We start from the raw sequence: 15,905 nt of genomic DNA, 5'->3' as shown, positions 1-15,905 counted from the left end.
CCTCGGCGTGGGCCCGCATTGTTCGAAAGCGATGGAAGCGAGTGGCGAATCGCCGCCGCGCCAGGAAAACACTGAGAAACCGGTAATGCCTCCCGCACTGTCACGCATCCTTATTTGCCGCACCGACAATATCGGTGACGTCGTCCTTACCCTGCCGCTCGCCGGCTACCTGAAGGGCCTGATCCCGGGCGTCCAGGTCGACATGGTGTGCCGCGGCTATGCCGCTCCCGTGGTGCGCTGTTGCCGCCATGTCGACCGGGTGCTGGCGCTCGAGGAGCTGGACATCGACCGCCTGTTCCGGGACCAGGAATACGACACCGTCATCTTCGCTTTCCCGCACCGCGCCATCGGCCGCGCCGCACGCCGCGCCCACGTCGCGAACCGCGTCGGCAGCAGCCACCGCCTGCACCACTGGATCAGCTGCAACCGGCTTGCGCACTTCAGCCGGGCGCGCTCGGCGCTGCACGAGGCCCAGCTCAATTTTGCGCTGCTCAAGCCGATCGGCATCGAGCACCAGCCGGAACTGGCCGAGCTGGTTTCCCTCTACGGCCTGCAGGCGCCGCGCGCCGCCAGCGTGGAGCAGCTGCTCGACCCATCGCAATTCAACCTGATCCTGCATCCCAAGTCGAACGGCAATGGCCGCGAATGGCCACTGGCGCGCTACACCGAACTGGCTGCGCTGCTGCGCAGCGACCCCGAGGTCACGGTCTGGATCACGGGCAGCCGCGCCGAGGGAGAAGTGCTGGCGCGCGAGGCCCCGCAGCTGCTCGAGAGCCCCAATGTGCGCAACCTGTGCGGCCGCCTCGACCTGCAAGAACTGGTCGCGCTGATCGGCATGGCCGACGGCCTGGTCGCCAGCGGCACCGGCCCGCTGCACCTCTCGGCCGCGCTGGGACAGCCGACGCTCGGCCTGTTCCCGCCGATTAAACCGATCGACATCGCCCGCTGGGGCGCCCTTGGACGCAACGCCGTCTCGCTCAGCGGCGAGCAGGCCTGCGGCAGCTGCACCGATGCGCAAAGCTGCCGCTGCATGGACGCGATCGGGGCAGGGCAGGTGGCTGCGGTGATCGCCGGATGGCGGGCCAGGGTTGCACAGCGCCGGCGCGGCGTCCAGCTGGAGGAAGCCGCGGCATGATGCCGAAGCTCCTGATCACGCTCGATTCCATGCGCTTCGAGAACACGGGACTGCATACCTTCGGCCACAGCCTGACGAGCGAACTGGCGCGCCAGGGAGAAGGCAGCGTCGAGCTGAGCGCCTATACCTATCCGGTGCAGCACGGTTTCCTGGGGCAGCAGGCCTCCTACGTCCGCCACCGCAAGTTCCACCGCTGGCACTTTCCGCGCAAGCAGCAGTTCGACGTCGTCCATTTCGCCGACCAGTACTGCCGCTTCGGGCCCGAACGCGTGCGCGCCCGGACCGTGATGACGGTGCACGACCTGAACCAGGTGCACGAGCAGCCGGCCGGCAGCCCGAAGCTCGCACGGCACCTGGGCCGCATGGCGCGCAAGATCGCCGGCGTCGACCACGTGGTGGCGATCTCGGAATTCGTGAAAGCCGACATCCTGCGCTTCTTCCCCGAGGCGGCAGGCAAGATCTCGGTCATCTACAACGGCACCAATCCGAGCCGCGCCCCCGAAGGGCACCAGCCGCGCTTCCAGCCGCCGGGGCGCTTCCTGTTCGCGGTCGGCATGGTCTGTCCGAAGAAGAACTTCCACGTGCTGGTGCCGCTGCTGCGCGGGAACGACATGACGCTCGTGATCGCCGGCGTGGTCAAGGAAGCGTACAAGGAGAAGATCCTGCAGGAGGCCGAACGCTTCGGCGTGCAGGACAGGGTGGCGGTGACCGGCCCGGTCAGCCAGTTCGACAAGGACTGGTACTACGCGCATTGCGAAGCCTTCCTCTTCCCATCGCTTGCCGAAGGCTTCGGCCTGCCGGTGCTGGAAGCGATGCACCACGGGCGGCCCGTGTTCCTGTCGCGTTCCACGAGCCTGCCGGAGGTCGGCGGCGACGCCGCCTTCTACTTCGACAGCTTCGATCCGGAGCACATGGCCGAGGTGCTGGCCCAGGGCATGGCGCGCTTCGAGCGCGAGCAGGGCGCCGAGCGTGCCCGCCTGCACGCGAGCCGCTTCAGCTGGGAGAAGGCGGGCGCGGCCTACCTCGCGCTGTACCGCCAGGTCCTGGCCTGAGGCGGCGCCACGGTATACTGCGGGCATGAACCAGACCCGCTGCAGCTGGGCCAATATGGCCAATCCCCGCTACATCGCCTACCACGACCACGAGTGGGGCGTGCCCTGCCACGACGAGACCACGCTGTTCGAGATGCTCAACCTCGAAGGCGCCCAGGCCGGCCTGTCGTGGGAAACCATCCTGAACAAGCGCGACAGCTACCGCGCCGCTTTCGACAACTGGGACGCCCGGACAATCGCGCGCTACGACGAGGCCAAGGTGGCCGAACTGCTGGCCAATCCGGGCATCGTGCGCAACCGCCTCAAGGTCGCTGCCGCCATCACCAATGCCAAGGCCTACCTGGCGATGCGCGAGCAGGGCCTTACGCTGGACACCTATCTGTGGAGCTGGGTCGACGGCAAGCCCATTGTCAGCAGCTGGCCTGACGGGGAACGCCCGGCGAAGACCGAGCTGTCGGACCGCATCTCGAAAGACCTGTCCAGGCGCGGCTTCAAGTTCGTCGGCTCGACCATCGTGTATGCCTACCTGCAGGGCATCGGCGTGGTGGATGACCATGACCGGGCCTGCTTCCGCCACGCCGGGCGATGAGCGATTTGCGTGGGCTCTGGCGCGGCCGCGAGCGCTACACGGTATTTTTCTCAGACCACAACGACAGCGAGATCGCCGGGCTGCAGGCGGCGTGGCGTGCCGACTCGGAGCGCAGTGCCCGCCTGCACATCGTCGCAATCGCGCCACACCTGCAGCCGGGTTCTCACCGCATCCCGCAGACCGACCCGCGCCTGACCTTGACCCTGCTGTCCGCGCCGATCGACACCGCGCTGGTCCAGCTCGGCGCCCAGCCCGACGCGGTCTTCCTGGGTGTCGTTGCGGGAGGCGATTTCGTCCGGCCGCTGGCGCGCATCGTCGCCGCGGGCGCCCGGCTGTTCGCGGCGTCCCTCACTGAAGAACAACGCGCCGCGCTGCAGGCCCAGGGCTTCGTGTTCGAAGGCGAAGCGGGCCATGCCGTCTTCGCCAGCCGCAAGCCGCGCCTGCCGCTGCCGCCCACGCCCGAGCGCCGCGCCATCGTGCTCGGCGCCGGCCTGGCCGGATCGAGCGCCTGCGCCAGCCTGTGTGCGCGCGGCTGGGACGTCACCCTGGTCGAGCGTCACGCGCTGCCGGCGATGGAAGCCTCCGGCAACCTGGCGGGCATCTTCATGCCGCTGCTCTCGCGCGATGACAACATCCCGACCCGCCTCACGCGCGCCGCCTACCTCTACGCCCTGCGCGCCTGGGAGGGCTTGGGCGGCATCGGCGGGGCCATCGAAGGCGCCGCCTGCGGCGTGCTGCAGCTGGCGCGCGATGCCGAACATGCCGCCGTCTCGCGCGCCATCGCGGCCGAGGGCAGGCTGCCGCCGGAATTCGCGCGCTGGCTGGAAGCGCCGGAGGCCGAGGCCCTGCTCGGATTGCGCGCGCCGGATGGCGGCTGGCTGTTCCCCCAGGGCGGCTGGGCGCGTCCCGGCAGCGTGTGCGCGGCGATGCTGGATGCCTGCGGCACGCGCCTGACGCGCCGCTTCGGCGTCGGCAGCGTGCAGCTGGAACGCGTCGAGGGCGAATGGCTGGCGCGCGCCGAAGACGGCAGCGCCGTCGCCCAGGCGCCGACCGTGGTCGTGGCCAACGGTGTCGGCGCGCGCAGCCTGGCGCAGTCCTCGGACTTGCCGCTGTCCAGCCTGCGCGGCCAGGTCACCCACCTGGACAGCGCCAGCCTGCCCGCGCTGCCCCTGGTGCTGTGCCGCGAGGCCTACCTGACGCCGGCCTCCGGCGGCATCGCCTGCGCCGGCGCCACCTACGACCTCGATGGCGACCCGATGCTCCGTGCGGCGAGCCAGCAGGAGAACATCGACAGGCTGCGCAGCCTGGTCTCCGACCCGCAGGCCGCACAAGGCGCGCCGCTGGCGGGCCGCGTGGGGTTCCGCTGCGTGGCCCCGGACCGCCTGCCGCTGGTGGGCCCCTTGCCCGACTTCGCCGCGGCCGGCGCGACCGAGCGCCTGCGCGACGTGCCGCGCCACCCGGGCCTCTTTGCCTTGCTCGGCTACGCTTCGCGTGGCCTGATCTGGGCGCCGCTGGCGGCGGAACTGCTGGCGGCAGGGCTGGAGGGCGAGCCGCTGCCGCTGGAGATGGCGCTGGTCGATGCGCTCGAGCCGGCGCGTTTCGTGCTGCGCGCCCGGCGCAGCAGCCGCATGCCGCTACCCACGATGGATTGATGTTCCGGCTTTGTTGCGCCATCTTGTTGTAACTCAGCCATAAGTTACATTCCGTGACGAGATCGTCAAATCGCCGGCGGTATAATTGACGTACGGTAACTTTTTCTGGCCCGGCCGGCCCCCATCGATGGAAGACTCCCCACAATCGAGCGAGCTGTTCCTGTTCCTCGCGTCCACCGCGCACGACATGAAGAATTCGATCAGCGTCCTGTCCGGCACGCTGGAGCGCCTGCTCGACGGCGCTTCGCCCGAGACCGAGAAGGCGTACGCGCAGATGGCGCAGATGCTGTACCAGACGCGCCGCCTGAACGACAACCTGATGCAGCTGCTGGCGCTGTACAAACGCGTCGGCACGCCGGAGTACCCCTTCGACGTGCAGCCGCTGGAGATCGGCCAGCTGGTCGAGCAGGTGGTGGGGATGGAACGCGTCCTGCTCGCTTCGCGCGGCGTCGCGCTCGAACTCGACGTGGACGCGGAGCTGGTCTGGCATTTCGACGAAGACCTGATCGTCGGCGTGGTCTCGCACGCGATCAACAACGCCGTGCACTACACGCGCGACCGCATCCGCCTCTCCGCACGCGAACGCGACGGCTGCCTGGAGATCCGCGTCGAGGACAACGGCGCCGGCTATCCGCCTGCCCTGCTGGCGGCCGGCGGCGCGGCGATGGACGCGAACGCCAGCGGCGTCAACTTCCTGACCAACAGCGCCGGCCTGGGCCTGCACTTCTCGCGCGAAGTCGCGCGCATGCACCGCCACCGCGACCGCGCGGGCAGCGTGCGCCTCGAGAACGGCGGCGAACTTGCCGGCGGCTGCTTCATCCTGACCCTGCCATGAACGCGCCCGCCAACTTCATCAGCCCGGCCGCCCCGCTGCCCGCGCCCAGCGCCGTCGAGCAGGTCGACTGGGCCGCCAAGAACTACCTCGTCGTCGACGATTTCATCGGCGTGCGCCAGCTGCTGCGCGAAAGCCTGCGCAGCCTGGGCGCGCGCAATATCGACCAGGCCTCCAGCGGCGGCGAGGCGATGGCCCTGCTGAACAAGACCCGCTACGACGTGGTTCTGTGCGACTACAACCTGGGCGAAGGCAAGAACGGCCAGCAGGTGCTGGAAGAGGCGCGCATACGCAACCTGCTGCTGCCTTCGAGCGTCTTCCTGATGGTGTCGGCCGAGAAGACCGTCGAATCGGTGATGGGCGCGGCGGAGCACCAGCCGGACGCCTATCTCGTCAAGCCGATCACCGAAGGCGTGCTGCTGACGCGCCTGAACCGCGTCTGGCGCAAGAAGCAGGTGTTCAATCCGATCGACCATGCCTATGCCGAGAAGGACTACCTGCGCGCGGCGCGCCTGTGCGACGGGCAGATCGCGGCCAACCGCGTCCACGAGATCGACCTGCTGCGCATGAAGGCGCGCCTGATGGAGAAATGCGGCGAGCCGGCCAAGGCGCGCGAGACCTACGAGCGCGTGCTGGCCCAGCGCGAATACCAGTGGGCGCGCGCGGGCATCGCCAGGATCCGCATGGCCGACGGCGACCACGAACAGGCGCGCCAGATGTTCGCCACCGTGATTGCCGAGAACCGCTACTACATCGACGCCTACGACGGGCTGGCGCAGGCCTACCAGAGCATGGGCAAGCACGAGGAGGCGCTCGGCATCCTGGAGCGCGCCGCCAAGCTGTCGCCCAACTCGGTGCCGCGCCAGCGCAATCTCGGCCAGGCCTGCCTGAAGCTGGGGAACATCGGGATGGCCGAGAAGGCCTTCCGCAAATGCATTGCGATCGGCGAGTACTCGATCCGCAAGACGCCCGACGCCTACCTGGGCCTGGCGCGCGTGTGCGGCCTGAAGAACGATCCGAAGGAGGCGCTGCTGCTGCTGAACGCGGCCCAGCGCGAGTTCTTCGCCGAGCACCCTGACATCGAGCTGCGCGCCAAGATCACCGAAGGCCTGGTCTACCACGAGAGCGGCGACTACCGGCGCGCGCGCAAGGCCGGCGACGAGCTGGAGGCGCTGCTGCAGTCCAAGCCCGAGCGTCCCGACGTGACGACCTGCCTCGAGATGGCGACCCTGCTGTTCGCGGTCGGCGTGAAGGAAGCGCCGGTCGACCTGCTGTGCTATGTGATCCGCAACAACCACGACAACGCGCTGCTGCAGGACGAGGTGCAGAAGATTTTTGAAAAGGCGCGCATGGGCGACGAGGGCGAGGCCCTGATTCGCCAGGCGCGCAAGGAAGCGGTGGACCTGATGAACCAGGGCGTGCTGCTGTGGAAGACCAACAAGCTGCCCGAGGCGGTGGAGTGGATGAGGAATGCGCGCGCCGCGCTGCCGCACAATGTGCGGATCCTGTTCAACTCGGCGCAGATCCTGGTGTCCTGCATGCAGCAGCGCGGTTTCAGCGTCCTGCTGTCGGACGAGGCGCATGCCGTGCTGGCGCAGGCGGACCGCCTGGCGCCCGGCCAGCAGCGGTTTGCGCAGCTGATCGAGCAGCTGCTGGCGCTGGCGCCGAAGGTGGAGGAGGCGCCACCGAAGGAAGATGCGGCCGGCGAGGCTGCCGCTGCCTGAGCCGGCCACCCTACGACCCCGCGGCTAGCGGCAGCTCTCGCGCACTTCCGGACAGGGAGCAGGTTCCTGTCCCGGTTCACGCGGTCCGTGCCGGCGCCACAGTTCGGCGCACAGCGCGTCGACGTCGAAGCCCGCTTCGCGCGCCTGCACGGCGCCGGCGGCCTGCCCCAGGGCGCATTCCGCGATGTACTGGCCCAGCGCCCGGTAGCTTTCGAACTGGGTCTCGTCGAACCACTGGTCCACCGAGCTTTCGTGCGGATAGGCGGGGTGCACCTTGCGGTAGTTGAGCAGGTCGGCGTTCTCGCGTCCCACGATGGCCGGCTTCAGGTAGAGCAGGGTGCCGTCGGCGCCGCCCGCGTCGACCTGGCTGTAGCGCACCGTGCCGACCGCGCAGCTGGCGCCGCACAGTCCATCCGCGCCGCGCTGGGCGAGCTTGTCGACGTCGAGGTCGATGCGTACGTGCAGGTCGGTGGCGCATTTGCGGATCGCGTTGCCGAGGTCCTCGAAGGAAAGCAGGCCGTCGCTGGCGCCGTCCACGGCGACGATCAGGCGGCAGCGCCGCCGCACCAGTTCGTAGATGCCGAGGTTGTCGAAGTGGCCGCCGTCGGACAGGTAGACGTAGCTGGCGTCGGCGTTGGTGAGGCCGAACAGTTCGGCCAGCAGGCTGAACAGGCCGACCGGCGGCGAGGATTGCTGCCAGGCTTGCCGGCGCGGGTTCGGGCACCAGCGCCCCAGGCGCACGTTAAACATCGTCATCAGGAAGTTCAGCGGGGGCGATGAGTGCGCGCCCATGTTCGGGCTGGCGGCTGCGCCGGACACGGCGATCGCCATCCCGAGCCGCACGCCGGCGTCGTCGTCGGCCCCTGTTCCCGAGCGCGAGCCGTAGTCGCTAGTTGCCCGGTAGCAGCCGCGCGCGGCCTCGCTGCTGGCCGCGCCGTTACCAGCACCTGGCGGCAATTCGAAACCGCAGTGGCGCGGCGTGAAGGTGAAGGAGGCTGCCTTGCGGGTGCGCCAGGCCAGTTCCTCGCCGCCGACCAGGTTGAGCGAGGTATTGATGATGTGGCAGGGGCGCTGCTGCTTCAGGTCGGCCAGCAGCGGATCGTCGCCCGGGTCGAAGCCGGTGAAGGGGTGGGGCTTCCTCGCGCGGTTGCTGGCGCCGAAGTAGGCGCGCACCAGGCGGTTCCGGTACATCATGTAGAGCGAAAACTTGTTGATGTCCACGCGCCAGCCGAGCAGCAGGGCGGCGAAGGCAAAGCCGGCGAAGACGGCGGCCAGGCGCATACCGCTGGTCTCCAGGGTGGCGCTGGCATGCATGCCATAGACGCAGGTGAGGGTGGCCGGGGATGGACAAGCGGGCTGTGGCGGCGCCACTACCCACTGCACGAAGGCGCCCAGCAGGGCGAACACGCCGGCCGTGAACACGTAGGGCGCGAGGCGCGCGCACAGGTCGAGGCGCCAGTCGGAGGTGCGCGAACCGGCGCAGTTTCCTGTCCTGCTGCCGCTGCCGGCCTTCAGGCCGAACCAGGTGACGAACAGCCAGCCGGCGAAGGTGCTGATATAGGACCAGGGTTCGAAGGTGAGCCAGGCCCAGTGCAGCAGCGGCGACAGGAAGAAGGCGACGCCGAACATGGTGACCCAGGCCAGCGCGAAGATCCAGGTCCAGGCGCCCTGACGGCTCCACCATTCGCGGCTGGCGTCGCTGTACAGGCGGCCGATCAGGCCGATCATCAGCGTCATGGTGCCGGCGAACAGCGCCATCATGAGCGGCATGCCGAAGGTCGTGAGGGCGATCGCATTGTTCAGCACCGGATGGGTGCTGGGGTCGGGCAGCAGGGCCAGGCCGCCCAGCAGCAGCACCGCGCCGAGGCTGAGCGCGCCGACCGCGCACAGCAGGTGCGAGAGGCCTTCTAGCACCTCGAGGCGGCTCACGTCGGCCGGCGGGCGGTGCGGCTGCAGGCGGTGCATGACGGCCAGGGCGATGGCGCACAGCACCAGCACGGCGCTCAGGGACAGCAGGCCGTTCACGATATGTTCGGCGCTCTTTCGCGACATCAGCTGCACCATCATCTCGGGCGCGAAGGCGCGCACCGATGCGCACAGCACCGCCAGCACCGCCACCAGCGCCGCCGTGCACAGGGTGTAGCCGGCGCGCCGGTAGACGCTGATGCGGTCGTGCGCCATGTACCAGCCGCAGGCCCATACCACGAAGTAGACGAAGCCCGGCGCCAGCAGCCAGTGCGCGCGCCCCTGCAGCTCGGCCGGCAAGCCGCCCAGCTCCCAGAACGGCGCCATGCCGCCATGGCGCCATAGCCCGACGCTGCCGAGGAAGCCGGCCAGCAGCAGCGGCAGGTTGATCCACCAGAGCACGGCCCCCTGCGACAGGGGAAAGCGCCGCAGTCCGCGCGAGCCGGACGGTTTGCTCGAGATGCTCAGGGCGATGCAGAACACGGCGGCCAGGAACAGCAGGATGCCGAACATCCAGGCCAGGTCGGCGTAGGCGGCCCAGGGCCCGCCGGGGCCGACGATGCGGTGCACCGCCCACACGCAGGCGCGCGGGAGCAGCAGCAGGGCGCACAGCCAGGCCACCAGCATGGTCAGGTTCAGGCCCGTGTTGCGCACATAGGTGCCGATCAGGGTCCAGGTGTCGGCGCTGAACATGCCGCCGCGCGGCGACAGGTAGTTGCTGTACTGGCGCAGGAAGCGGATCGCCGGCGCCTCGGCGGCGCCTGCGGGCGGGGCCAGCAGCGCCTCGACCTTCCCGACGTCGCCGCCCTGTTCGTGGATGCACTTCGACAGCCAGCCGCCGATGAAGCCACCGCCGGAAACGGTGGAGAGGTAGTCGAGGTGGCGCAGCAGCTTGTGACCGGCGAGGGCCTGCAGCACGCCGAGGCCGAAGGTGGCGCTGCGCACGCCGCCGCCGGACAGGGCCAGGCCCACCAGGCCGGCCCCGTGGGCGCGCAGGGAAGGTTCGTCGGCATCGGCGCGGGTTTCCGGCTGCGGACGCAGCAGGTCGAGTTCGTCGCGGAAGATGTCGCCGAAGGTGGCGCCGCTGACCTCGTCCAGGCGGCGCAGGGTCTGCGCGTCGAGCACGCCGCGCCCGGCGATGCCCTGGCGCCGGCGGAATTCGACGATGGCCTCGGACAGTTCGCCCAGGGTACAGGCCTGGGGCGGCGGACGGCAGCCCGCGGCTTCCAGCTTGCGGCGCAGATCGGCAAGCCGGGGCGGCGTCAGGCTGGCTGGGTTAAAAGCGGGCACACGCACTCCTGCTGGGAGAGATGAAGAAATGACATCCCTACCGTGCCAGTTCAGCACGCCACAGAGGCGGGCGCTACCGCTTGCATCAAAGGTGCGTGCTTGAGGCCAGTGCGCTACGGTTTATACGCGACCCAGCCCCGGAAGCTGAGCCCGGCATAGAACAGCGACACATCCGTGAACCCTGCCTGTCGCAGCATCCTCTTCTTCCTCGGGTGCAAAGATGGTGAGCCTGCCTGCGATCGCCTCCCGCGCCTGCTGCAGCTGGCCCGGGTCGGCATCCGGCGCCGCGGAATAGCCGACGTGGCGCGCGATCCATTGCGAGCGCTCCGGTTCGGTTTGCGGGAAACTGATGTGGGCAAGCAGGAAGGCGGCGCCGGGCTTCAGGCGGCGATGGATGTGCGCGAGCGTGTCGAGGCGCTGCTCGCGAGGAATGAAGTGGAAGGTCAGCAAGGCGGTGGCGCCATCGTAGGGGCCGTCCGGGGCGCTGTCGATATAGCCTTCGACCAGCCGGATGCGTTCGGCGTGCGCGGCGACCGTTTGCCGGGCCAGGCGCAGCATGTCGGGCGACGGGTCGATGCCGTCGAAGGACCATCCGGGATGCGCTTCGGCCAGCGCCTTGAGCTCGAGGCCGCCACCCGCGCCGAGTACCAGGATGCGGGCATCGACGGGCGCCCGTTCCGCCAGCAGCATGCCGACCCGGCAAATCCCGGGAAAGATCGAAGTGATCGACAGGGGCGCGGAGGCTCGGCTATAGTGGCGATCCTCCGCATGCGTCCTGGCATTAGATGCAAGCGCAAAAGTGTGCAAGATCAAACCTGCAACTTTTGCGGTTTAGCTACGAAAACATCCACTTGGGATGAACTCTTAAGAATTCACTTTAAGTACATACTGAGCTCTGCTAGCATCCTTCGCTCGCATGGAGGAAGGCATGGATGAGCAAAGCAAAGACGATGCACGCACCGACGTGACGACCGCAAACTTTGTGGAGGAAGGGCTGAAGCTGTGCAACCGGTATGGCCTGCATCCGGCCTTGCTGTTCATGGAGGAGGTGGGCGTGCCGCGACCGGTCGCGCTAAGGGTGCTGTGCTCGCCGAATCACTACCGCAAGCAGGATCGCCGGCGCATGCCGAGGCCGGCGAGGTCGCGCACGGCTTAGGCCGCCGATGATGGCGCCGCCCGGACGAGAACCCGATCCGGAGCGGCGCGGCAATCAGTCTCGCCGGCGCAGGCGCTGCGCGAGAACGCCGCCCGCGCCTATCAGCATGAGCCACAGCGAACCCGGCGCCGGGACGGGGTTGGGAATGATTCCCACATCGAGGCTTGAATTCAACCAATCCGTTTCATTTACTCCCGCTCCCCCTCCGACCAATCCAGTCACTCCGGACCAGAAGTCGATTGATGGCATCTCATTCGGATTTCCCCAAGCCTGCTGGTACATGCCGAACGAAAACAAGCTGCGTCCGACGACGCCATGTTCTTCGTCGAGCATCATGTTCCAGCGCAGCCAATCGGATCCCGATCCATCCGTGTCGAAGTCACGGTAAAAGTCGCCGCTTTCCACCAAAGAAAAGCTCAGGTCGGGCCTGTCTACCTGGCTGACGGTCATGGTGAAGGACTTGATGGCACCGCGAAACAGACCGCTGCTGCTCCCTGGATCCGTATCCCGGATCGAGGGATCGTAGACGAGACTGAAGCTGCCTCTTTCCACGTGTTCGCCGGCGGAGCAATTTTGTTCGAATCCTCCAGTACCCGTGAAGCAAGAAAAACCCACCTGGCCGGTGAGCTTCACCAGGCCCATGGGCCCAGCCCAGCTGTGCGCTGCGGCAAGGGCAAGGATCACACCCCCCGCACTACGAAAGAACATGGATCTCAGCCTCACACTACACTCCTCGAAAAATGCACGCGTTTCTTTACTGAAAATAAATTGCATTTATGTTAACTAAGCTGCTGCATAGAAATTGCAACGCTATAAAATCTAAGTACGGAAATAAATTCACTTTCCTGCGATACATTGTCTATTCACAAGCATTTTTGTTCAAGCTTAATCGTTACATCGGCGACACAACTTTTAGAAAAGAATGACATCGGACGCCTTGCGCTATCCCGACAGGGAGTTTCTGGTTAGTCAAGTAAATTGGTGCTGCAAAATTAGTCTGTCATCAACTTTTCATTCTTCTTCCCTAAGCTGATCCGCGTTGGACCGTAGTTCTGCTGTTCCCCACAACCGACCTGGATCAATCACATGCAGATTTTCGATTTCGCGTTTCCACGCACGAAGGAGCACGCATGAGCCGTCGCGACTTCCTTCGTACCATGGGCAAGACGGGCGGCGCGAGCGCCGTACTTGCGACGTTCCCGCCGTCCATCCAGAAAGCGCTGGCCCTGCCGGCCAACCAGCGCACCCGCAGCCTGCAGGACGTCGAGCACATCGTCGTGCTGACGCAGGAAAACCGCAGCTTCGACCACTATTTCGGCACGCTGGAGGGCGTGCGCGGATTCGGAGATCCTTTCCCGATTCCCGTGGTGGACCGGCAGAACCTTATCAATCGCAAGTCGGTCTTCGTACAGCGGACCGTCGGCGGCGCCCCCGTGCCCGGCCGTCCCAACTGGCCGCAAAGCCGCGCCATCGCACCGTTCCGGCTCAATACCGTGCAGGACTTCCCGGTCATGCGCGTGGCCGGCACGCCGCACGCCTGGCTGGACGCGCAGCTGGCGTGGGACCACGGCCGCATGAACGACTGGTGCACGATCAAGCAGAACCATTCGATGGGCTACTACGCCGAGGCCGACATCCCCTTCCAGTTCGCACTGGCGCGCGCCTTCACGATCTGCGACCACTACCACTGCGCCACGCAGAGCGGCACCAACACGAACCGCCTGTTCCTGTTCAGCGGCCACAACGACCCCCTGGCCGTCGCCGGTGGCCCGTCGACCGACAACAGCCGCGACAACTTCAGCCCGGACATGTCCACCGACTACCTGTGGACCACCTATCCGGAGCGGCTGGAGGCGGCCGGCGTCAGCTGGCAGGTCTACCAGAACATGGCGGACAATTTCACCGATAACTCCCTGGCCGGCTTCCGCACTTTCCGCAACGCCTGGTACCGGCGCCCGGGGTATTCGCAGTCGCTGCGCGATCGCGGCGTCAGCACCCGCGACCTGGATTTGCTGAAGGCGGACGTGCTGGCCAACCGCCTGCCGCAGGTGAGCTGGGTCGTCGCCACGGCGGAAGGGTCGGAGCACCCCGGTCCCTCGAGCCCTGCATCCGGCGCCGACTACATCGCGCGCGTGCTGGATGCCTTGACCGCCAATCCCGAAAGCTGGAGCAAGACAGTCCTGCTCATCAACTTCGACGAGAACGACGGCTTCTTCGACCACATGCCGCCGCCCTCGGTCCCGGCCTATACGAGCTACAACGGCAATCCTGCCCAGTCCCAGCTCGCCGGCGCATCGACCGTCGACACAACCGGCGAGTACCACCACGTACTCAATGGCGCGGATGCACGCACGCAGCATCGTCCCTATGGACTCGGTCCGCGCGTGCCGATGTACGTCATCTCGCCCTGGTCCAAGGGCGGCTGGGTGAACTCGCAGGTCTTCGACCACACCTCGGTGGTGCGCTTCATCGAGGCACGCTTCGGCGTGCGCGAGCCGCTCATCAGCCCATGGCGCCGCGCGGTGAGCGGGAACCTGCTGACCTGCTTCGACTTCGTGAACCCGAACGACAGCGGCTTCAGCCAGCTGCTGCCGGAAACGGCCGCGCGCCGCGCGATGGCGCTGAGCCTGCCCAATACGAAGGTGCCGGCGACGCCGTCCACCCTGGCGGCGCCCGTGCAGGCTGCCGGCGTGCGCCCGGCCCGTGCGCTGCCTTACGAACTGCAGGTCCAGGCGCAGGTGCCGATCGGTAGCGGCCAGGTCGAGCTCACCTTCGAGAACGCTGGTGAAGCGGGGGCGGTATTCCATGTTTACGACCGCCTGGCGCTGGCGCAGGTCCCACGGCGCTACACCGTCGAAGCGGGCAAGCAGCTCAAGGGTCGCTGGGCCAGCAGCGCGGCCTACGACCTCTGGATCCTGGGGCCGAACGGCTTCCACCGCCACGTCGTCGGCGACGTGCGCCAGGCGAGCAGCGTCGTATCGCCGGAGATGATCCTGCGCGCCGACCGCAGGGCAGGGGAGCTGGTCATCGAACTGGTGAACAACGGCGGACAGCCTTGCACCTTCCAGCTCACCGCCAACAAGTATTACGCGGGCCGGCCCTCGGAAGTGCGCGTCGTCGCGCGTTCGCGGAGCACGATCCGCCTGCCCCTCGCGTCGAGCCGCAACTGGTACGACTACAGCCTCCGCGTGATCGGCATGCCCGGCTGGCTGCGCCGTTTTGCCGGCCACCTGGAAAACGGCTTGCCGTCGATTAGCGACCCGGCGATGCAGGGCCCGGCCCAGCTCGACCAGTACCGCGTCGTTTGAACCTTACAAGGAGCGTTTCATGAAGTGTCGATTGATCCTTGCCGCGGCCCTGTTCGCAGTGGCGTGCGGCAGCCAGGCCGGCGTCCTCTATGGCAGCAATCTGGTCGTCAACGGCGATGCCGAGGCAGGCGTGACCGGGTGGACCGGCTATGAGGGCTACAACATGTTCCAGTCGGTGGACTATGGCAGCAACTGGGTGCTGCCCACGCAGCCTGGGCCGGTGGAGCGGGGCAGCAAGATGTTCGCCGGCCTTGGCCAGTACGCGGCGGCTTACCAGACCCTGGACTTTGGTCTGACGACCACGCGGCAGACTTCCTACTCCCTGAGCGGCTGGCTCGGCGGCTGGACCAACCAGGGCGATAACGCGCTGTTCTATGTGCAGTTTCTCGATGAATTCAACAACGAGATCGGCAACTCCGCGCTCGGGCCCTTGACGCCGCAGGATCGCAATAACCAGACGGGCCTGTTCTATCGGGAAGCCGATGGATTTGTGCCGGCAGGCACACGGAAGCTGTCGTTCTGGCTGTCGATGGAGCGTCTCGTGTCAGGCGACAACGATGGCTATGCGGATAATCTGTCCTTCGTCCTGCAGGAACCTGCGAACGATGTGCCGGAGCCTGGGATGGGGGCGACCTTCCTGCTGGGTCTGGGGGTACTGGGATGGGTTCAGCGCCGCAGGAGAATGGATCACGTGAATTGATCGAATTCCGACAGGCGACGGGCGGAAGTAGTCCCGCCTGTCGCCATTGTCGGCTTCCGACCCAGAGCGGACGGCATAAATCAACTTACTTCTTTTCTGCGGAGACACGTTCCCAGGAAACTTGCCCCGCTCATCAGAGCGAAAAGGAGCAACAGAACAAATGCGTACTTGCTCAGTGACTCTGTTGTTGCGTAGTAAAGCTGTAGAGGCAAGCTGACTACTACCAACGCAGTACATCCCGAAATAGTTGTGGAGATCAAGCTCGTACGGCCGAATACGACGCCAAGCACAAAGGCTGTGCCACCTACAAACGCGCATATCGAGCCTATTGTAATGAGATCGTCTGAGGCATCAGGGCTAAACGCTTGACCGAACATGAAGGCGAGAGCGATGAATAGAAATCCTGAGATCGATGCGACAAGTTTTACATCCACTAGCGCTCCTTTGGTTTCATTGTCCGCTTCTGACGGATTGCAGACCTATTGTAGCGTCCGCTACCGAC

12 protein-coding genes are annotated in these 15,905 nt (G+C 66.7%); 9 read left to right on the top strand and 3 right to left on the bottom strand.

The window, feature by feature from the left end; all coding sequences use genetic code 11:
* The first annotated feature begins 85 nt into the window (after positions 1–85).
* From ACQ7JA_RS16935 to ACQ7JA_RS16910, 6 genes are all read left to right on the top strand, one after another.
* Positions 86–1,135: a glycosyltransferase family 9 protein gene (locus tag ACQ7JA_RS16935; RefSeq protein ID WP_430899819.1), complete on the top strand. Its 1,050-nt coding sequence runs from the start codon at positions 86–88 to the stop codon at positions 1,133–1,135.
* Positions 1,132–2,187 (top strand): glycosyltransferase family 4 protein, encoded by a 1,056-nt coding sequence (locus ACQ7JA_RS16930; RefSeq protein WP_430899817.1) that lies wholly within the window; start codon positions 1,132–1,134, stop codon positions 2,185–2,187. The genes ACQ7JA_RS16935 and ACQ7JA_RS16930 overlap by 4 nt, the downstream gene beginning before the upstream one ends.
* Before the next feature lie 25 nt (positions 2,188–2,212).
* Positions 2,213–2,776, top strand: coding sequence for a DNA-3-methyladenine glycosylase I (locus tag ACQ7JA_RS16925; protein WP_430899815.1), 564 nt, complete (start codon positions 2,213–2,215; stop codon positions 2,774–2,776).
* Positions 2,773–4,428 carry an FAD-dependent 5-carboxymethylaminomethyl-2-thiouridine(34) oxidoreductase MnmC gene (mnmC, locus tag ACQ7JA_RS16920; protein WP_430899813.1) on the top strand — a complete coding sequence of 552 codons (1,656 nt, stop codon included), beginning with the start codon at positions 2,773–2,775 and terminating at the stop codon, positions 4,426–4,428. The genes ACQ7JA_RS16925 and mnmC overlap by 4 nt, the downstream gene beginning before the upstream one ends.
* A gap of 127 nt (positions 4,429–4,555) precedes the next feature.
* On the top strand, positions 4,556–5,263 hold the full coding sequence (locus ACQ7JA_RS16915) for a sensor histidine kinase (RefSeq protein WP_430899811.1): 708 nt from the start codon (positions 4,556–4,558) through the stop codon (positions 5,261–5,263).
* Positions 5,260–6,984, top strand: coding sequence for a response regulator (locus ACQ7JA_RS16910; protein ID WP_430899809.1), 1,725 nt, complete (start codon positions 5,260–5,262; stop codon positions 6,982–6,984). The genes ACQ7JA_RS16915 and ACQ7JA_RS16910 overlap by 4 nt, the downstream gene beginning before the upstream one ends.
* A gap of 24 nt (positions 6,985–7,008) precedes the next feature.
* On the opposite strand, the gene ACQ7JA_RS16905 is transcribed toward ACQ7JA_RS16910, so the two are convergent.
* Together ACQ7JA_RS16905 and ACQ7JA_RS16900 are read right to left on the bottom strand one after the other, a co-directional pair.
* A complete protein-coding gene (locus tag ACQ7JA_RS16905; protein ID WP_430899807.1) occupies positions 7,009–10,239 on the bottom strand; it encodes a patatin-like phospholipase family protein in 3,231 nt (1,076 codons plus the stop codon).
* A gap of 120 nt (positions 10,240–10,359) precedes the next feature.
* A complete protein-coding gene (locus ACQ7JA_RS16900) occupies positions 10,360–10,929 on the bottom strand; it encodes a class I SAM-dependent methyltransferase (RefSeq protein WP_430899805.1) in 570 nt (189 codons plus the stop codon).
* Between the two features lie 238 nt (positions 10,930–11,167).
* On the opposite strand from ACQ7JA_RS16900, the gene ACQ7JA_RS16895 reads away from it, so the two are divergent.
* The gene (locus tag ACQ7JA_RS16895; RefSeq protein WP_430899803.1) at positions 11,168–11,395 is read left to right on the top strand and encodes a hypothetical protein; all 228 of its coding nucleotides are present in this window, start codon (positions 11,168–11,170) and stop codon (positions 11,393–11,395) included.
* A 54-nt stretch (positions 11,396–11,449) separates the two neighbouring features.
* Here the strand turns inward: ACQ7JA_RS16895 and ACQ7JA_RS16890 are convergent, their stop codons facing one another.
* Positions 11,450–12,037, bottom strand: a complete 588-nt coding sequence (locus ACQ7JA_RS16890) for a PEP-CTERM sorting domain-containing protein (RefSeq protein ID WP_430899801.1) — start codon at positions 12,035–12,037, stop codon at positions 11,450–11,452.
* Positions 12,038–12,525: 488 nt separating this feature from the next.
* Between ACQ7JA_RS16890 and ACQ7JA_RS16885 the strand changes: the two genes are divergently transcribed.
* The gene (locus ACQ7JA_RS16885; RefSeq protein ID WP_430899799.1) at positions 12,526–14,703 is read left to right on the top strand and encodes a phosphocholine-specific phospholipase C; all 2,178 of its coding nucleotides are present in this window, start codon (positions 12,526–12,528) and stop codon (positions 14,701–14,703) included.
* 19 nt (positions 14,704–14,722) lie between these two features.
* Positions 14,723–15,403, top strand: coding sequence for a PEP-CTERM sorting domain-containing protein (locus tag ACQ7JA_RS16880; protein WP_430899797.1), 681 nt, complete (start codon positions 14,723–14,725; stop codon positions 15,401–15,403).
* The last annotated feature ends 502 nt before the right edge of the window (positions 15,404–15,905 follow it).

Origin of the sequence: Massilia sp. BKSP1R2A-1 (assembly GCF_050586525.1) — a bacterium.
GTDB lineage: Bacteria > Pseudomonadota > Gammaproteobacteria > Burkholderiales > Burkholderiaceae_D > Telluria.
Note: the sequence above shows the minus strand (reverse complement) of the source record. Positions and strands in the feature narration are given on the sequence as shown.